The following is a 16,277-nucleotide window of genomic DNA, read 5'->3' as shown; positions in this document are numbered from 1 at the left end:
TCAGTAAAAGCGGTATGCTTGCCGGGATTTTTTAGAGGTGTATCTGGATGAGTAAGGTCAGTGTGTTGGTCGTGGACGATGCTTCGTTCATTCGTGACCTGGTGAAGAAGTGCCTGCGCAACTACTTCCCGGGCGTGCGCATCGAAGACGCGGTGAACGGCAAGAAAGCCCAGGCCCTGCTGGCTCGAGAGGCGTTCGACCTGGTGCTGTGCGATTGGGAAATGCCGGAAATGTCCGGCCTGGAACTGCTGACCTGGTGCCGCCAGCAGGACAACCTCAAGGGCATGCCGTTCGTGATGGTCACCAGCCGCGGCGACAAGGAAAACGTGGTCCAGGCGATCCAGGCCGGCGTCTCCGGTTATGTCAGCAAGCCGTTCACCAACGAGCAGCTACTGACCAAGGTCAAGCAAGCCCTGCATAAGGTCGGCAAGCTCGACACGCTGATGAACAGTGCCCCGACCAAGATGAACTCGGCGTTCGGCAATGACTCCCTAAGCGCCCTGACGGGCGGCAAGGCTGCGGTGGCGGCGGTCGCTTCGGCGCCTGTGGTGAATCCTTTTGCCAAGCCGGCTGCTGCCCCCGCTCCCGCCGCTGCTGCCCCGGCCCGTGGCCTGCTCAACAGCCCACCCGTCAAGGCACCGGTAGCCGCCGCTTCGACGACCAACCGTGGCCAAGGCCAGTTGCGCCTGTCCAGCGGCACCCAGCAATGCGTGATCAAGGCCCTGAGCCTCAAGGAAGCGCTGCTGGTGGTCAAGCGCAGCGAGACCCTGCCACAAGTGCTCGAAAGCGCAGTGCTGGACATGGAGCAGGGCGACAACGCCGAAACCGCGCGTCTCAACGGCTACCTGCACGCCATCGTCGCCCATGAGCAGACGCCTGACAGCGAGTGGCTGCAATTGACGTTCCGCTTCGTCGACAAAGACCCGCAGAAACTCGACTACATCTCCCGCCTGATCGCCCGCGGCACCGCGCAGAAGCACTTCGTACCTGGCGCCTGATTCGGCCATGCAGATCGTTCCCATGCTCCGCGTGGGAATGCCTCTACGGACGCTCTGCGTTCGGCGCTTGAGGGGACGCGGAGCGTCCCTGGCTGCATTCCCACGCAGAGCGTGGGAACGATCATCAACACCGATCGTTGATCCAATTTTGAAACATCCGTCGACTACGCTGGTCCATCCCAGCTGCTAGGCTGCTGTGCAGGCCTTCATTTCTCGACAGAACCTTTGCCCATGCTCGCACCCCTGCTGTTTGCCTGTGGTCTTGTCCTGGCCTCCACCTCGGCCGTGGCCATGACGATCTACAAATCCACCGATGCCAATGGCGTGGTGTCCTATAGCGACCGCCCCAGCAAGGGCGCCAAGGTGTTCGTGTTCCGCGACCGCATGGTCGAGCGCCTGGAGCGACAGGTATTCCTCGATATCAAGAAACAGAACGGCGCGGATGCGGTATTCGTGCGCAACGATTTGTATGCGCCGGTGGAGATCGAGTTGAGTTTCGCCGGGCTGCGCAACGTCAGCGGGGCGCCGAGCCGGCCGATTCGTCGGGTACTGCCGGCACGCAGCAACCTGCGCCTGGCGCTGCTCACGGCCACTCGGCCCGGCAGGCCGCTGGTGTATACCCCAAGGTTCGAATATTCCCTGGGCGACCCTGCCGGCGCGGCACAGGCCTATCAGTACCCGTTGCCGTGGCGTGGCGGGCCGTTCCGGCTGAGCCAGGGTGCCAACGGCCAGTACAGCCATTACGGCCCGAAGAACCGCTACGCCATGGACATTGCCATGCCCGTGGGCACGCCGATCATCGCGGCGCGGGGTGGTGTGGTCATCAAGACCGAAAACGAGCAGACCGGCCGTGGGGACGACCCTTCGGGCAACTTCGTGCGGGTGCTGCACGATGACGGGACCATGGGCGTCTACCTGCACTTGCAGAAAGGCTCGGTGAGCGTACGGGAAGGGCAGCGGGTCGGGGTGGGCGCGCCGTTGGCGTTGTCGGGCAATACCGGCAACAGCTCAGGCCCGCACCTGCATTTCGTGGTGCAGCGCAATACCGGCTTGGGGCTGGTGTCGATTCCCTACCAGTTCAATCAACCGGTGGGCGACCTGCCCAACTTTGCGGTGGGCAAGCAATAGCTTCTGCAGATGCGAAGGAGCTTTTGTGGTGGAGGGATTTATCTGTGGGAGCAAGGCTTGCCCGCGATGAAAGCGACTCGGTCTTTCAGAATCGAGTCGCCTGTATCGCGAGCAAGCTTTGCTCCCACAGCTTTGCCACCGGCTCGCCGGAACGGGTTGACACTCAATCGAGCATCAACACCTTCGCCAGAATGATCTTCGGCCCTTTCATCTTCTTGATGATGATCCGCAGGCCTTCGACTTCCAGTACTTCTTCCTCTTCCGGCACGCGCTTGAGGGTTTCATAGACCAGCCCGGCGAGGGTTTCGGCTTCGATGTGGTCCAGGTCGATCCCCAGCAGGCGCTCGACCTTGAACAGCGGCGTATCACCGCGTACCAGCAGTTTGCCCGGCTGGTAGGCCAGGATGCCGCGTTCGGCCTTGCGGTGTTCGTCCTGGATGTCACCCACCAGCACTTCCAGCACGTCTTCCATGGTCAGGTAGCCGATGATGTTGCCGTCGGCTTCCTCGACCAGGGCGAAGTGCGAGCCGCCCTTGCGGAACTGCTCCAGCAATTGCGACAGCGGCATGTGTCGCGAGACGCGCTCCAGCGGCCGGGTCAGTTCGGCCAGGTTGAACGACTCGGGAATATGATCCAGGGCCGCCAGTTCCAGCAGCAGGTCCTTGATGTGCAGCAGGCCGACGAACTCCTGGCGCTCGCTGTCATACACCGGGTAACGGCTGAACTTGTGGCGACGGAACATCGCCAGGATTTCCTTGAGCGGCGCGTTGAACTCCAGCGTCACCAGGTCTTCCCGGGAGTTGGCCCAGTCCACCACTTCCAGCTCGCCCATTTCCACGGCCGAGGCCAGCACGCGCATGCCTTGGTCGCTCGGGTCCTGGCCGCGGCTGGAGTGCAGGATCAGCTTCAGTTCTTCGCGGCTGTAATGGTGTTCGTGATGCGGGCCGGGCTCGCCTTGGCCGGCGATGCGCAAAATGGCATTGGCGCTGGCGTTGAGCAGGTAGATCGCCGGGTACATGGCCCAGTAGAACAGGTACAGCGGCACAGCGGTCCACAGCGACAGCAGCTCGGGTTTGCGAATGGCCCAGGATTTGGGCGCCAGTTCACCGACCACGATGTGCAGGTACGAAATAATGAAGAACGCGGTGAAGAACGACACGCCCTTGATCACTTCCGGCGACTGTACGCCGACAGCGCCCAGCAGCGGCTCGAGGATGTGGGCGAAGGCCGGCTCACCGACCCAGCCCAGCCCCAGGGAGGCCAGGGTGATACCCAACTGGCAGGCCGACAGGTAGGCGTCGAGCTGGCTATGAACGGTGCGCAGGATGTGCCCGCGCCAGCCGTTCTGCTCGGCAATGGCTTCGACCCGGGTCGAGCGCAACTTGACCATGGCGAATTCGGCCGCAACGAAAAAACCGTTGAGCAAAACCAGGATCAGAGCAAAAAGAATCATGCCGAATTCGGCGAAGAGTGTAACGAGGGACAAGCCAGGGGAAGGGTCCATGATGGAGTTTTGCGGGTTCCGTATAGTCGTAGGAATTGAAAATGAGCGCCTGAAAAGGCAGGCGCAAGTCAGCCAATGTAGCGGCTGACTCGGCGATTGCCTAGGGGGCGGGCTTAATCAGCGGGGCGGGCGAGGCGTGCGCGAACCACCTGGGTCGGAGCGAAATGGCAGGTAAAAGTGCTGCCATGGCCGGGTACGCTGCTGATTTCCATGCGGGCGCGATGGCGCAGCAGGACGTGTTTAACGATGGCCAGGCCCAGCCCGGTGCCCCCGGTATTGGAGTTGCGGCTGGAGTCGACACGGTAGAAGCGTTCGGTCAGGCGCGGCAGGTGTTTGCTGTCGATGCCAATGCCCGAATCGCGCACGCTCAGGTGTGCGCCTTGCTCATCGCCCCACCAGCGCACATGGATCCGGCCTTGCTCCGGCGTGTATTTGACCGCGTTGAACACCAGGTTGGAAAACGCACTGCGCAGTTCCGCCTCGCTGCCTTTGAGCTGCACGGCCGCGTCGGCTTCCAGGGTGATGGTCTGCTGCTTGGAGCCGGACAGTTCCTGCGCATCTTCGACAATGGTTTGCAGCAGGTCGTCGATGGGCACTGGCTGGTTGTCCGACGGGTAATCGGTGGCTTCCAGCTTCGCCAGCAGCAACAAGTCGTTGAGCAGGGTCTGCATGCGCCCGCTTTGCTGGTGCATCTGTTGCAAGGCCCGGCTCCAGCGCGGGTTCACCTCCTCGACGTTGTCGAGCAGGGTTTCCAGGTAACCACAGATCACCGTCAACGGCGTGCGCAGTTCGTGGGAAACGTTGGCGATGAAGTCCTTGCGCATCTGTTCCAGCTGATGGATACGCGTGACGTCGCGCACCAGCATCAAGTGCTCATTGTTGCCATAGCGAGTGATGTACAGCTGGATGCGTAGCCGATCATTGGTGGGCGAAGGGATCTCCAGCGGCTCGGCGTAATTGGCCTGCTCGAAATATTCCTTGAAGCGCGGATGACGCACCAGGTTGGTCACCGGCTGGCCGCTGTCCTGTGGCGTCTTGAGGCCCAGCAGGGTCTCGGCGGCGCGGTTCCACCACTCCAGGTTGCCGTCGCTGTCGAGCATGATCACCGCGTCTTTCAGCGCGGCGGTGGACTCCTGGACCCGGTCGATCACCGCCTGCAGGCGCCCGCGAACGCGCTGGTCGCGCCGTTGCAGGTGGTAGATGCTGTCGAACACCTCACCCCACAGGCCATAGCCGTCGGGCGGCGCTTCGTCGGGTTGGTGCAGGCGCAGCCATTCATGCAGGCGCAGCAATTGCTTGAGTGTCCAGGCCAGGTAAAGCCCCAGGCCCGCGGCCAGGCTCCAACCGTAATAACCACTGATCAGGCCGATCAGCAAACAGCCGGTCACCAGCAACAACATGTGGCGAATCAGGGTGCCATGCCAGTTTTGGTTCACGTGACGCGCGTCCTTGTCAGCTTTGTCGGGCGGTAAGGGCTCGGATCAGGCCTTGGTCGAAAAACGATAACCGGTGCCGCGCACGGTTTGTACCAGATTTTCATAGGCATCGCCGAGGGCCTTGCGCAGGCGCCGGATATGCACGTCCACGGTGCGCTCCTCGACATAGACGTTGCCGCCCCAGACCTGGTCCAACAGTTGGCCGCGGGTGTAGGCACGTTCCTGGTGAGTCATGAAAAATTGCAGCAAGCGGTATTCGGTCGGGCCCATTTCGGCGGGTTTGCCGTCGATGGTCACGCGATGGCTGATCGGGTCGAGCAGCAGGCCACCGACTTCGATGGGGGCTTCGCCATCCGTCGGTCCGGCGCGTCGCAGCACGGCTTTCAGACGCGCCACCAGCTCCCGTGGGGAAAACGGCTTGGTGATGTAGTCGTCGGCGCCGACTTCCAGGCCCTGGATCTTGTTGTCCTCTTCGCCCTTGGCGGTGAGCATGATGATCGGAATATCGCCGGTCAGCTCGTCGCGCTTGAGCCGCCGCGCCAGTTCGATGCCCGAAGTGCCGGGCAGCATCCAGTCCAGCAGGATCAGGTCGGGCTTGCGGTCGACGATGATGGCGTGGGCCTGTTGAGAGTTTTCTGCTTCCATGCAGTCATAGCCGGCCATCTCCAACGCAACGGCGATCATCTCGCGGATGGGCGCCTCGTCGTCGACGATCAGAATGCTCCTGCCAACCATGGGGTAATCCTCTTGTCATTTAACTGTCTTGCGCCGCATTAGATAACGGAATTATTGCAGTCGTGTGACAGTTATTTCGGGGGGCGGCAGTGAAAGGGATCCTGGACTAAGCTTCTCAGTCCGAATTCTGACAACTACAAAGGAAGGTTTCCATGAAACAAATGACTGTTTCTTTCAAAGCCCTGCTGATGGCTGCTGCCCTGACGCTGCCTGGATTGGCGATGGCAGCCGATCCTGCGATGGAAAAGGACGGTATGTTCACCGACCATAAGGGCATGACGCTTTACACCTTCGCCAAGGACTCGGCCGGCAAGTCGGCGTGCAATGACAAGTGTGCCACCAATTGGCCGCCGCTGATGGCTGAGGCGGGTGATAAATCCATGGGTGACTGGACCGTGATCAAGCGTGATGATGACTCAATGCAGTGGGCCTATCAGGGTATGCCGCTGTATACCTTCGTGATGGACAAGAAGGCCGGAGACATGACTGGCGACGGCAAAATGGACGGTGCCTGGAAGGTCGCCAAGCCCTGACTGAAATATTTCCACCAAGGTAACGACAGATCATCTGTGGCGAGGGGGTTTATGTGGGAGCAAAGCTTGCTCGCGAAACAGGCACCTCGATTTCTAAGAGACCGCAGCGCCTTCATCGCGGGCAAGCCTTGCTCCCACATAAATTCCCTCGCCACAAGGGGAATCAACGCAACGCGTAATCCAGCACAATCCCCACGAAAATCGCCAACCCGGCCCAGTGGTTGTGCAGGAACGCCTTGAAGCAGCGCATCCGGTCCCGGTCACGGGTGTACCAGAACTCCCAGGCGAAGCATGCGGCAGCGGCCACCAGCCCCAGGTGGAACCAGCCGCCGAGTTGGAATTTCGACCCGGCCAGCAGCAGGCAGCCCAAGGCCAGGCCTTGCAACGTCAGGATGATCACCCGGTCGGCATCGCCAAACAGGATCGCCGTGGACTTCACGCCAATGCGCAGGTCATCGTCCCGGTCGGTCATCGCGTAATAGGTGTCGTAGCCCACCGTCCACAGCAGGTTGGCGATGTACAGCAACCAGGCGGCGGCCGGCAGATGACCGGTTTCGGCGGTGAACGCCATCGGCATGCCCCAGGAGAACGCCGCCCCCAATACCACTTGCGGGTAGTAGGTATAGCGCTTCATGAACGGGTAACTGAACGCCAGCGCCAGGCCACCGAGGGACAGCAGGATGGTCGGGGCATTGGTGCACAACACCAGCAGGAAACTCACGCTCATCAGCACGGCGAAGAACACCAGCGCCTCTTTCGAACTGATCTTGCCGCTTACCAGCGGGCGCTGCTCGGTGCGCTTGACGTGACCGTCCACCTTGCGGTCGGCCCAGTCATTGATCACACAGCCGCCAGCGCGGGTCAGCACCACGCCGAGGACGAAGATCACCACGTTGGCGATGGACGGCGAGCCTTCACCGGCAATCCACAACGCCCACAACGTCGGCCACAGCAGCAGGTAGATGCCAATGGGCTTGTCCATACGGGTCAGTTGCACGAAGTCCCACGCCCGTGGATTCAGGCGATTCAAGGATTTGAGCAGTTGCACGTACATCAAAAGTTCTCCGAATAGGCGCGGGCGACGGTCCACAGGCGCGGCAGGAAAATTTCCGCCACTAGCACGCTCAACGCACCGCGGTCGAAACGTGAGCGGCGACCCCACAGCCCGCTGGCGCGCACTTCTTCCGGCAACCCGGCGTCGGGGTAATGGCAGACCTCGATGGCTCGGCGCTGGAACGCCTGGTCGCAAAACAGCAACTCCCCCAGGGAGCGGCTGCCCAGTTCGTCCATCTGCAAGCCGTCACCCTGCAAGGCGCTGCGCGCCGCCACACTGCGGGCGAACACCCAAGGCTGGTCGCGGCCGCGCAGATACACCTCGCGCACCCAGCCCTCGCTGCCCTCGGCCAGGTCCAGGGCCGCGCATTCGTCGGTGCGCAATGGCTGCCAGCCTTCGAACAACGGCGTGACGCTGAAATGGCCGTCCGACAGGCGCGTGAGGCGCCGGGTCAGGGAGCCTTCGTCGAACAGCCAGTCGAGGACACCCGCATCGGGCCGGGGCGACAGCAGGGGCTGGGGCAGCCATTGGAGTGTTGGAAATATCGAATTTGTATGCGGCACAGAGGTCTTGAATGGCAGCAAATGAGGCCGCGAGCTTACCATGTCGGTCGCCGGTTTTGACTGGCCCGGCCGGCTGCCCGGCTGATCGTGCTTGCATCTGTCGCAACCGATCAGTACAAAACGGCCCTGAGCCGGAAAATACCGGCCAAGGCCTGACATCTTGAGGAAGTATTGGAATGAAGAAGTGGCAATGTGTTGTCTGCGGCCTGATCTACAACGAAGCTGACGGCTGGCCGGATGATGGCATCGCGCCCGGCACTCGCTGGGAGGACGTACCGGCAGACTGGCTGTGCCCGGACTGCGGCGTCGGCAAGATGGATTTCGAAATGATCGAAATCAACTGATCGTTCCTCACCTGCATGGAGAGCATCAAATGGAGAGCAACATGAGTGCACCTGTCGTCATCGTCGGTACTGGGCTGGCCGGTTACAACCTGGCCCGGGAGTTTCGCAAGCTCGATAGCGAAACCCCGTTGCTGCTGATCACCGCGGACGACGGTCGCTCGTATTCCAAGCCGATGCTCTCCACAGGTTTTGGAAAAAACAAGGATGCCGACGGCCTGAGCATGGCCGAACCGGGCGCGATGGCCGAGCAACTCAAGGCCGAAGTACGCACCCACACCCGTATCAGCGGCATCGATCCGGGCCACAAACGGCTGTGGATCGGCGAAGAAGCGGTGAACTACCGTGACCTGATCCTGGCCTGGGGCGCCGAAACCGTGCGCGTACCGGTGCAGGGCGATGCGGCGGAGCTGATTTTCCCGATCAACGACCTGGAAGACTATGCACGCTTCAGGGCCGCGGCCACCGGCAAGCGCCGGGTGTTGTTGCTCGGCGCTGGCCTGATCGGCTGCGAGTTCGCCAACGACCTGAGCCTGGGTGGCTACGAAGTGCAGCTGGTGGCGCCGTGCGAGCAAGTGATGCCGACGCTGTTGCACCCGGCCGCTGCCGCAGCGGTCCAGGCTGGGCTGGAAGGCCTTGGCGCGCGTTTCCACCTGGGCCCGGTACTCAACCGCTTGCAGAAGGTCGCCGACGGGCTGGAGGCGCACCTGTCCGACGGCCAGGTGATCGCCTGCGACCTGGTGGTTTCGGCCATCGGCCTGCGCCCACGCATCGATCTGGCAGCCGCGGCGGGCCTGGTGGTCAACCGCGGCGTCGTGGTCGACCGCCACCTGAAAACCTCCCACGCCAACATTTACGCCCTGGGTGACTGCGCCGAGGTCGACGGCTTGAACCTGCTGTATGTCATGCCGCTGATGAGCTGTGCCCGCGCCCTGGCCCAGACCCTGGCCGGCAACCCGACGGCCGTCAGCTACGGCGCCATGCCGATTACGGTAAAAACCCCGGTGTGCCCACTGGTGGTGTCGCCACCCCCGCGAGGCAGCGAGGGCGTGTGGAGTGTCGAAGGGCAGGGCGCGGATATCAAGGCACTATGCCGCGACGCTCAAGGCAATCTGCTGGGCTACGCGCTGACAGGTGCGGCGGTGATGGAGAAACTGGCACTGAACAAGGAACTTCCACCCCTGCTGGCGTAAATACTGGTCGTTCTGTCGCAAAAACCCTACTTTTGGTCCCACAAAGGTCGCCCGGCCACTGGCGCCGTTTTCGGCACCGTGCCATCCTCACTCCCGTCTGCCGCAGAGTAGAGCCTGCGGCGCCTTAGGGGCTGTTCCAAAGAGAACGGCACGGACATAACAACAAAAAAACCGTCAAAGGGGCTTCATTCATGCGTAAACCAGAACTCGCCGCCGCCATCGCGGAAAAAGCAGACCTCACCAAAGAACAAGCCAACCGCGTCCTCAACGCCGTCCTCGAAGAAATCACCGGTGCCCTGCATCGCAAGGACAGTGTCACCCTGGTGGGCTTCGGCACTTTCCTGCAACGCCACCGCGGCGCCCGCACTGGCAAAAACCCACAGACCGGTGAGCCGGTGAAGATCAAGGCCAGCAACACCGTTGCCTTCAAACCAGGCAAATTCCTGAAAGACAGCGTCAACCCGTAATTGCTGCGGAGTACCTCGGCTAGGGGGAAGAAAGCGGCAATCAAAAAGGGCATACCGATGAATCGGTATGCCCTTTTTTGTGCTGGGTTGTCCGTGGCTAGGGAGCTTGCTCCCGCTGGGTCGCGAAGCGGCCCTAAAAGCGACGACTGCTGCGCAGCCGAGCGGGAGCAAGCTCCCTCGCCACAGGATTTGGAGATGCCCCTGTGGGAGCTTGCTCGCGATGACGTCCGCCTAATCAGTAGGCGTATTCGGCGCTGCCAACGCCTTCAAGGCCGCTTTGCGCTCGTCGATCGGCAATTTTCCGAGCTTTTCCACCGCTGCGTAAAACCCGATCCAGTCCCCGCCCTCCCGCTTGAACAGCGCCGCAAACGCCGGCACCCATTGGTCATATAGTCCGAACGGCAGCAACCGCGCGTTGTTCAGTGGGGCATAGACCCAGGCATCGTAGCGTTTGTCGCCGGCCCATTGAGTGTCGCGCAACTGCTCATAGTCGGTGCGCAGGCGTTCGAATGCCTGTGTCTTGCGTTGGCGCATCTGGTCGGTCGGCAGGGGGTGGGCGTAGAGTTGTTCCAGGCGCTGGCGGGTGTCGAGGATCAATTGGATGAATTGGTCGCGCTGGCGCACCTGCTTGCCGTTATCCGGCGCCAGCCCACGACTGGCGCGCCATTGCCGGCTGCCCTCCTGCTCGACGAAGGTGGCGAAGGACTCATTGAATTCGGTGTCGTCCTTTACATAAAAGCGCTGGTGCGCCAGTTCATGAAAGATCAGCGTCGCCAGGCGTTCGTCGCCCCAATGCATCATCGAACTCAGGATCGGATCATTGAACCAGCCCAGCGTCGAGTAAGCCTCTACACCACCGATCGACACGTCCATGCCCTGCAAACGCTGCAATGCGGCCTCGCCACGGGCGGCGCCCTGGCTGTAATAACCGCGATAAGCCACGCAACCGGCAATCGGGAAACAATGATTTAGCGGCGCCAGGGAAAACTCCGGCGTGGCGAAGACATTCCAGACGACGAATGGCCGGCCAATGTCCGCATACAGGCGATAGCTTTGATTGTCCGGCAAGTGCAGGTGAACGCTGGCGAACGCCCGTGCCTCGCGCGCCTGGGTCAGGTGCGCCTTCAGTTGGGCATCACGAGCAGGGTCGGCAATGACCTCGTCGATAGGCTCCCGGGCCTGCAACAACCGCAGTTGCCCACCCACGAGCTGGCTGTAGTAACCGGCGCTTGTGCAACCGTTCAGTAACAAAAGCAGGAGGCCTGGAAACAAAATCTGGAAAACGCGGTCGAGTAACCGATGGCTTGAACGCGGCCTGATCAATTGGAATCACCCTGGGAAGTCTGTCCACAAGACTATCTCGCTTGCCTGGAGCTTCGCTATGCGCGTGTTGATGCTGACGAGCGGCCTGTTGCTGCTGACCGGTTGCGCCGGTTTGCGTGATCCTGATCCATCCCAAGCGTGGATCGACCTGGGAAACCAGCAGGACACCGCGCTGCAAGCGTTAAAAGTCGATGACAGGACGTCCATCGACCGGCGCTATTTCGAAGTGCAACCCGGCAGCCATGAACTGACGGTGCGTTATCAATTTGCCGTCGAACCCGGCAACATCGGCCCGGATGCCGAGCCGCTGTGGCGTGATTGCCGGTTGAACGTGAAATTCAAGGACTTCAACGCCGGCCAACGTTACCAGCTGCAGGCCGGCAGCATTGGTTTCCGGCCATGGGCCAAGCTTTACGATCAGCAACGCAAAGTGGTGGGGCAAGGTACGCCGGCGGGCTGCCAGCAAACGTGATTGGCGCTATGCTCAGGGTCTGATTTCAGGAAATTCACCATGCGCTTACCTCTGCTGTTACTGGTCCTGGTCTCCATGAGCAGTTGTGCAACGAGCCCACTGCCCCAGGTCGATCCGAACATGGCGTGGATCGATTTCGCTACCCCCATGCCGGGCGGCAAAATGCTGATGGCTGAAAGCCTGGATGGCCAGCGATTGCGAGACGGCCGGTTTTTTCAGGTTTCGCCGGGCAGCCACGAACTGAAAGTGCGCTTCGACTTCGAAGTGTTTAGCGGTGGTGGGTTGGGCATGCAAGCCGAACCGCAAGAGCGGCTGTGCTACATGCTCGTGCGTTATGATCATTTCGAGGCCGGCCAGCGCTATCGGCTGGAGGCTCGCAACCTGGCGTTCACGCCCAGCGCCCGGCTCTATGATGCCAGGCGTCAAATCGTGGCCGAAGAGCGACAAATCAATTGCGTTCCGTAGAGCGTCCTAGCGGTCGTTCTTCTGGTAGATGATCTTCTTCGTGCCGCCTTCGCAACTGCCCACCACCATGTTCTGGTCGTGAACTTCGTCATTCGTGACGATTTCCAGGGTGTAGGACGACACGTTATTGGCCTGGATCTTCGCTTCGATTTCCGCTTTCAGCTCTTCGCAGGATTTGGGTGCTGCAAGGGCTGATGCAGTGAATGCGCAACCGATGACCACCAAGGCTGCTCGTTTCATGTTCGAATTCCTCATGGCAGCGCGCACTGCCTGTGCGCTGAAACTGCAGGCTTCATTCGATCACAATTGCGCCAGGGTAAACAGCTCGACTGTATTCAAGAAATCGCAGCCTTCGGCAGCGCCTGCGAAGGCTGCGCCCCTTTCACGCGTCAGTTCAACAGCGTCGCATCCAGGGTGATCTGGGCGTTCAATACCTTGGAAACCGGACACCCTTCCTTGGCCTTCTTGCTCAGTTCGTCGAATTGCGCCTGGCTGGCGCCGGGGATTTTCGCCTTGAGCACCAGCTTGACCGCCGTGATCGCGAAACCGCCATCGACCTGGTCCAAGGTCACTTCAGCATTGGTGTCGATGCTGTCGGCCTTGAGCCCGGCATCGCCGAGGATCATCGAAAAGGCCATGGAAAAGCAGCCGGCGTGGGCCGCGCCGATCAATTCCTCTGGGTTGGTGCCCTTGCCGCCTTCGAAGCGCGCCTTGAAGCCGTAGGGCGCTTCGCGCAGCACACCGGTTTCCGTGGAGATGGAGCCGATACCGGTTTTCAGGTCACCTTCCCAATGAGCCGATGCTTTCTTGATGATAGCCATGTCTGCCTCCTGAAGATCCGGCGCGAGAGACGCGCCTGGGTGTTTTTTTAACTGTCTGGGTTGTGAGGATAGACCGCCCGGAAAAGTTCACCTTGTCGATTAGCCGACGAATTTAGTAGGAAAATTCTTCGCGGCTATTGAAACTCGGGTATATGCCCACATTGCATGGAACACACCTTTAGAAACGGCAGGCTTTTGCCCTCGGGAAAAGCCCGGAACGCCGTTGGAGATCCCGGCCCATGAAACAGCTGTCCGAAGTGAAATTCTCAACCCTCGACCTGGTGCCTGTCCGCGCCGATGGCAATGCCGCCCAGTCCTTGCGCAACTCGCTGGACCTGGCGCAGCACGTGGAAAAATACGGTTACACCCGCTTCTGGGTGGCCGAACACCACAACATGGACGGTATCGCCAGCTCCGCGACGGCGGTGCTGCTGGGTTATCTGGCGGGGGGGACTTCGACCATTCGTGTCGGCTCCGGCGGTGTCATGTTGCCTAATCACGCGCCGTTGATCATCGCCGAACAGTTCGGCACGCTGGAAAGTCTCTACCCGGGTCGAATCGACCTGGGGTTGGGGCGTGCGCCAGGTTCCGACCAGATGACCGCCCGGGCGCTGCGTCGCGAGCGCTCCGGCAGCGCGGACGATTTCCCCGAAGACGTGGCCGAGCTGATGCGTTATCTGGGCCCACGCACCCCGGACCAACGCATCATCGCCATGCCCGGCACCGGGACCAACGTGCCGGTGTGGCTGCTGGGTTCGAGCCTGTTCAGTGCGCAATTGGCCGGTGAGCGCGGTTTGCCCTACGCGTTCGCCTCCCATTTCGCACCGCGCTACATGCACGAGGCGATTCGTATCTACCGTAACCATTTCAAACCGTCGGCAGTGCTCGACAAGCCTTATGTGATGCTCGGCGTACCGCTGGTGGCGGCGGGCACGGATGAACAGGCCGATTACCTGGCGACGTCGGTGTACCAGCGGATCCTGGCGCTGATGCGCGGCCAGAGCCTGGTGCAGCGTCCGCCGGTCGACACCATGAACGGCCTCTGGTTGCCCCATGAAAAAGAAGCGGTTGGTGATTTCCTGGGACTGGCCATGGTCGGCAGCCCGCAGAAGATTCGCGCCAAGCTCGACGTGTTGATCGAGCAAACCCAGGCCGATGAGCTGATTTTCACCAGCGACCTGTACGAGCATGCCGATCGTTTGCACTCATACGAGTTGCTGGCGCAGGTCATGAAAGGCTGAATGACGCGCATAAAAAAGCCGACGCACTGCGTCGGCTTTGACGTTCGAAAAGAATCACTTTTTATAGACGATTTCTTTCGTACCGCCCTCACAGGTGCCTACGACTTTTCCGTCAGCCGCTGCGCCCTTATCGACGATTTCCAGCGAATAACCTGACACCCCCTTGGCATCCAGCTTCGCCGCGATTTCGCTTTTCAGCTCCTCGCAGGGCTTGCCGGCCGCAAACGCACCACCGGCAAGGCTCAGCAAACCCAGGGCTACCATCAACTTTTTCATCGCTCGCACTCCTTGGTCGGATCAAATAGGGCAGGTATTGGAAAAACAGGATGCGCACACCATAGCGCATCGCCATTCCCTATGGCACTCCGCCAGCGTGCAAGTTCACCGCCCCTCAGCTATTGGCAATCCGGAAGCCGACTTTGATGGTCACTTGGAAGTGCGCTGCCCGGCCGTTTGCGATGTGGCCGCGGGTTTCCGTGACTTCGAACCACTCCAGGTGCTTGAGGCTTTTGCTGGCCTCGGCCAGGGCGTTGTTGATGGCGTCTTCAATGCTGGTGGGAGACGAGCCGACCAGCTCGACTTTTTTGTAAGTGTGATGATCACTCATGAGGTTCTCCTTGGTTGTTTTTAACAGCCTAGCAGCGATTTTTCGTCATACGTGTGTCGCCGTTTGCGCGCTGAAGTTCAGATTTACTGCACTTTCAGAAACGTCCGCAGTCCCAATTCACACACGCCACTCAACCACTGCAGGAGAGAGCCACCATGGCCAGCAATTCGTTACGCAAAGCCTCGTTGCAAAGCATGGAAGCGGAGATCGAGAGTCTGCTCAAGTCGTTGGAAAGCCTGAAGGACGACGCTTCGGACGAGTCGCGTAAGACCCTCAAGTCGCTCAAGGCCAATGCCGAGAACGCCCTGAAACATTCTCGCCATCTGCTCAGCGACGCGTATGAAGAGGTCAAGGTGAAAACCCGTGAAACCGGGATCGCCACACGCGACTACGCGCAGGAACACCCATGGACCACAGCGGGTGTCGCGGTCGGTGCGCTTGGTTTACTGGCGGCTTACTTGCTGTGCAAACGCGGTGACTGAGTCGGTTGGCTCAGCTCATGCCTGAGCCACTGGGCCAATTTTGGTTAGCCACAACGCCAGGCGCGCCGCCGTCTCATCGAAACCCCACGGCGCGACCAGGCGACCGGCGCGCACGTCCTCAGCCACCAGCGGCTCGGGCGCGATCGCCACGCCGAGCCCCGCTACAGCGGCCTCCAGCAAATAATACAAATGCTCGAATCCTTGCCCGAATTTCAATGCCCGGGGATCAAGGCCGTTTTGCTGTGCCCAGGTCGGCCAGGCCTGTGGGCGGGAGGTGGTGTGCAGCAATGATTCGTCCAGCAACGCGCTGGCCGGTGCGGCCTGCAGGCGGGCGAATCCGGCGTAGTTCGGGCTCATCACGGGGCCGATCCGCTCGCTCACCAGTTCATACACCTGCATGTCGGCCGGCCAGGGTGGTTCGGCGAATACCAGCAAGGCGTCCAGTCCCGGTCGCCTGGGGTCCAGGTCGCCCTCGCCAGCAGACAGGTGCAGGCGCAAATCCGGCAGGTCGGCATTGAGCCTGCCCAGGCGGGGAATAAACCAGCGTGCCAGCAAACTTCCCGAGCAGCCCAGGACAAACGGGGCATCGGCCGTGCTTTGGGTCAGCTCTGCACAAACACCACGCAGTCGCTCGAACGCATCGGCGCTGACATCCCGCAGGCGCAGGCCGGCATCTGTGAGTTTCAAGCCGCGTCCATCCTTGACGAACAGGCTGACACCTAAATGCTCTTCCAGTACCTTCAGCTGTCGACTTACAGCGCCATGGGTGACGTGCAGCTGTTCGGCCGCCTGGCTTACGCTGTTCAGGCGGGCGGTGGCCTCGAAGGCGCGCAAGGCGTTGAGGGGGGGAAGGTCGTTGCTCATGTGATCTGTGAGTTTTTCTGACAGGTTGTGGCGATCTTATCGGTTTTCAG

Annotated in this window: 20 protein-coding genes and 1 pseudogene; 10 read left to right on the top strand and 11 right to left on the bottom strand. The window is 60.9% G+C overall.

Features of this window, described 5'->3' with window-relative positions; genetic code table 11:
- Nucleotides 1-47 precede the first annotated feature (47 nt).
- Together CFII68_RS09490 and CFII68_RS09495 are read left to right on the top strand one after the other, a co-directional pair.
- Nucleotides 48-998: a response regulator gene (locus CFII68_RS09490; RefSeq protein WP_018609968.1), complete on the top strand. Its 951-nt coding sequence runs from the start codon at nt 48-50 to the stop codon at nt 996-998.
- Between the two features lie 231 nt (nt 999-1,229).
- Entirely contained in the window at nt 1,230-2,126 is an 897-nt protein-coding gene (locus tag CFII68_RS09495) for a M23 family metallopeptidase (protein ID WP_018609966.1), read from the top strand.
- A gap of 163 nt (nt 2,127-2,289) precedes the next feature.
- On the opposite strand, the gene CFII68_RS09500 is transcribed toward CFII68_RS09495, so the two are convergent.
- The 3 genes from CFII68_RS09500 to phoB form a co-directional block, all read right to left on the bottom strand.
- Nucleotides 2,290-3,630: a hemolysin family protein gene (locus tag CFII68_RS09500; protein ID WP_014335895.1), complete on the bottom strand. Its 1,341-nt coding sequence runs from the start codon at nt 3,628-3,630 to the stop codon at nt 2,290-2,292.
- Between the two features lie 113 nt (nt 3,631-3,743).
- Complete coding sequence (phoR, locus tag CFII68_RS09505; RefSeq protein ID WP_018609965.1) at nt 3,744-5,066, bottom strand: phosphate regulon sensor histidine kinase PhoR; 1,323 nt, start codon at nt 5,064-5,066, stop codon at nt 3,744-3,746.
- 45 nt (nt 5,067-5,111) lie between these two features.
- Nucleotides 5,112-5,801 carry a phosphate regulon transcriptional regulator PhoB gene (phoB, locus tag CFII68_RS09510; RefSeq protein WP_003177195.1) on the bottom strand — a complete coding sequence of 230 codons (690 nt, stop codon included), beginning with the start codon at nt 5,799-5,801 and terminating at the stop codon, nt 5,112-5,114.
- A gap of 152 nt (nt 5,802-5,953) precedes the next feature.
- On the opposite strand from phoB, the gene CFII68_RS09515 reads away from it, so the two are divergent.
- Entirely contained in the window at nt 5,954-6,334 is a 381-nt protein-coding gene (locus CFII68_RS09515) for a hypothetical protein (protein ID WP_018609963.1), read from the top strand.
- 163 nt (nt 6,335-6,497) lie between these two features.
- On the opposite strand, the gene ubiA is transcribed toward CFII68_RS09515, so the two are convergent.
- Nucleotides 6,498-7,388 (bottom strand): 4-hydroxybenzoate octaprenyltransferase, encoded by an 891-nt coding sequence (ubiA, locus tag CFII68_RS09520; protein ID WP_018609961.1) that lies wholly within the window; start codon nt 7,386-7,388, stop codon nt 6,498-6,500.
- A complete protein-coding gene (locus tag CFII68_RS09525) occupies nt 7,388-7,951 on the bottom strand; it encodes a chorismate lyase (RefSeq protein WP_033062741.1) in 564 nt (187 codons plus the stop codon). Before CFII68_RS09525 ends, ubiA begins: the two co-directional genes overlap by 1 nt.
- Nucleotides 7,952-8,127: 176 nt before the next feature.
- On the opposite strand from CFII68_RS09525, the gene CFII68_RS09530 reads away from it, so the two are divergent.
- The 3 genes from CFII68_RS09530 (at nt 8,128) to CFII68_RS09540 (ending at nt 9,952) form a co-directional block, all read left to right on the top strand.
- The gene (locus CFII68_RS09530; protein WP_018609957.1) at nt 8,128-8,295 is read left to right on the top strand and encodes a rubredoxin; all 168 of its coding nucleotides are present in this window, start codon (nt 8,128-8,130) and stop codon (nt 8,293-8,295) included.
- A gap of 41 nt (nt 8,296-8,336) precedes the next feature.
- Nucleotides 8,337-9,485, top strand: coding sequence for an NAD(P)/FAD-dependent oxidoreductase (locus CFII68_RS09535; RefSeq protein WP_018609955.1), 1,149 nt, complete (start codon nt 8,337-8,339; stop codon nt 9,483-9,485).
- 191 nt (nt 9,486-9,676) lie between these two features.
- Entirely contained in the window at nt 9,677-9,952 is a 276-nt protein-coding gene (locus CFII68_RS09540; RefSeq protein ID WP_003177201.1) for an HU family DNA-binding protein, read from the top strand.
- Between the two features lie 231 nt (nt 9,953-10,183).
- Here the strand turns inward: CFII68_RS09540 and CFII68_RS09545 are convergent, their stop codons facing one another.
- On the bottom strand, nt 10,184-11,275 hold the full coding sequence (locus tag CFII68_RS09545) for an aminopeptidase (RefSeq protein ID WP_018609950.1): 1,092 nt from the start codon (nt 11,273-11,275) through the stop codon (nt 10,184-10,186).
- Between the two features lie 58 nt (nt 11,276-11,333).
- Between CFII68_RS09545 and CFII68_RS09550 the strand changes: the two genes are divergently transcribed.
- A complete protein-coding gene (locus tag CFII68_RS09550) occupies nt 11,334-11,747 on the top strand; it encodes a hypothetical protein (RefSeq protein WP_018609949.1) in 414 nt (137 codons plus the stop codon).
- A 39-nt stretch (nt 11,748-11,786) separates the two neighbouring features.
- On the top strand, nt 11,787-12,212 hold the full coding sequence (locus CFII68_RS09555; protein ID WP_018609946.1) for a hypothetical protein: 426 nt from the start codon (nt 11,787-11,789) through the stop codon (nt 12,210-12,212).
- A gap of 6 nt (nt 12,213-12,218) precedes the next feature.
- Here the strand turns inward: CFII68_RS09555 and CFII68_RS09560 are convergent, their stop codons facing one another.
- Nucleotides 12,219-12,452: a DUF1161 domain-containing protein gene (locus CFII68_RS09560; RefSeq protein ID WP_018609944.1), complete on the bottom strand. Its 234-nt coding sequence runs from the start codon at nt 12,450-12,452 to the stop codon at nt 12,219-12,221.
- A 149-nt stretch (nt 12,453-12,601) separates the two neighbouring features.
- Nucleotides 12,602-13,033 (bottom strand): OsmC family protein, encoded by a 432-nt coding sequence (locus tag CFII68_RS09565; protein ID WP_018609942.1) that lies wholly within the window; start codon nt 13,031-13,033, stop codon nt 12,602-12,604.
- A 239-nt stretch (nt 13,034-13,272) separates the two neighbouring features.
- On the opposite strand from CFII68_RS09565, the gene CFII68_RS09570 reads away from it, so the two are divergent.
- On the top strand, nt 13,273-14,274 hold the full coding sequence (locus CFII68_RS09570; protein WP_018609941.1) for an LLM class flavin-dependent oxidoreductase: 1,002 nt from the start codon (nt 13,273-13,275) through the stop codon (nt 14,272-14,274).
- A 54-nt stretch (nt 14,275-14,328) separates the two neighbouring features.
- Here CFII68_RS09570 and CFII68_RS09575 read toward each other — a convergent pair whose 3' ends face one another.
- On the bottom strand, nt 14,329-14,550 hold the full coding sequence (locus CFII68_RS09575; RefSeq protein WP_018609939.1) for a DUF1161 domain-containing protein: 222 nt from the start codon (nt 14,548-14,550) through the stop codon (nt 14,329-14,331).
- 115 nt (nt 14,551-14,665) lie between these two features.
- The gene (locus CFII68_RS09580) at nt 14,666-14,881 is read right to left on the bottom strand and encodes a dodecin (protein ID WP_014335909.1); all 216 of its coding nucleotides are present in this window, start codon (nt 14,879-14,881) and stop codon (nt 14,666-14,668) included.
- Nucleotides 14,882-15,036: 155 nt separating this feature from the next.
- Here CFII68_RS09580 and CFII68_RS09585 point away from each other — a divergent pair, with 155 nt between their 5' ends.
- Nucleotides 15,037-15,363 (top strand): YqjD family protein, encoded by a 327-nt coding sequence (locus tag CFII68_RS09585; RefSeq protein ID WP_003196426.1) that lies wholly within the window; start codon nt 15,037-15,039, stop codon nt 15,361-15,363.
- Here CFII68_RS09585 and CFII68_RS09590 read toward each other — a convergent pair.
- Nucleotides 15,336-16,227: pseudogene (locus CFII68_RS09590) on the bottom strand (LysR family transcriptional regulator). The gene CFII68_RS09585 and the pseudogene CFII68_RS09590 sit on opposite strands and share 28 nt — an antisense overlap.
- Nucleotides 16,228-16,277: the final 50 nt, after the last annotated feature.

This window comes from Pseudomonas sp. CFII68, assembly GCF_000416195.1.
Classification (GTDB): Bacteria; Pseudomonadota; Gammaproteobacteria; order Pseudomonadales; family Pseudomonadaceae; genus Aquipseudomonas; species Aquipseudomonas kilonensis.
This window is presented reverse-complemented; position numbering and strand designations above follow the sequence as displayed.

Coding starts and splice junctions, on each gene's coding strand:
- CFII68_RS09490 (WP_018609968.1), top strand. CDS start 48: ATGAGTAAGGTCAGTGTGTTGGTCGTGGACGATGCTTCGTTCATTCGT.
- CFII68_RS09495 (WP_018609966.1), top strand. CDS start 1,230: ATGCTCGCACCCCTGCTGTTTGCCTGTGGTCTTGTCCTGGCCTCCACC.
- CFII68_RS09500 (WP_014335895.1), bottom strand. CDS start 3,630: ATGGACCCTTCCCCTGGCTTGTCCCTCGTTACACTCTTCGCCGAATTC.
- phoB (WP_003177195.1), bottom strand. CDS start 5,801: ATGGTTGGCAGGAGCATTCTGATCGTCGACGACGAGGCGCCCATCCGC.
- CFII68_RS09515 (WP_018609963.1), top strand. CDS start 5,954: ATGAAACAAATGACTGTTTCTTTCAAAGCCCTGCTGATGGCTGCTGCC.
- ubiA (WP_018609961.1), bottom strand. CDS start 7,388: ATGTACGTGCAACTGCTCAAATCCTTGAATCGCCTGAATCCACGGGCG.
- CFII68_RS09530 (WP_018609957.1), top strand. CDS start 8,128: ATGAAGAAGTGGCAATGTGTTGTCTGCGGCCTGATCTACAACGAAGCT.
- CFII68_RS09535 (WP_018609955.1), top strand. CDS start 8,337: ATGAGTGCACCTGTCGTCATCGTCGGTACTGGGCTGGCCGGTTACAAC.
- CFII68_RS09540 (WP_003177201.1), top strand. CDS start 9,677: ATGCGTAAACCAGAACTCGCCGCCGCCATCGCGGAAAAAGCAGACCTC.
- CFII68_RS09550 (WP_018609949.1), top strand. CDS start 11,334: ATGCGCGTGTTGATGCTGACGAGCGGCCTGTTGCTGCTGACCGGTTGC.
- CFII68_RS09555 (WP_018609946.1), top strand. CDS start 11,787: ATGCGCTTACCTCTGCTGTTACTGGTCCTGGTCTCCATGAGCAGTTGT.
- CFII68_RS09560 (WP_018609944.1), bottom strand. CDS start 12,452: ATGAAACGAGCAGCCTTGGTGGTCATCGGTTGCGCATTCACTGCATCA.
- CFII68_RS09565 (WP_018609942.1), bottom strand. CDS start 13,033: ATGGCTATCATCAAGAAAGCATCGGCTCATTGGGAAGGTGACCTGAAA.
- CFII68_RS09570 (WP_018609941.1), top strand. CDS start 13,273: ATGAAACAGCTGTCCGAAGTGAAATTCTCAACCCTCGACCTGGTGCCT.
- CFII68_RS09575 (WP_018609939.1), bottom strand. CDS start 14,550: ATGAAAAAGTTGATGGTAGCCCTGGGTTTGCTGAGCCTTGCCGGTGGT.
- CFII68_RS09580 (WP_014335909.1), bottom strand. CDS start 14,881: ATGAGTGATCATCACACTTACAAAAAAGTCGAGCTGGTCGGCTCGTCT.
- CFII68_RS09585 (WP_003196426.1), top strand. CDS start 15,037: ATGGCCAGCAATTCGTTACGCAAAGCCTCGTTGCAAAGCATGGAAGCG.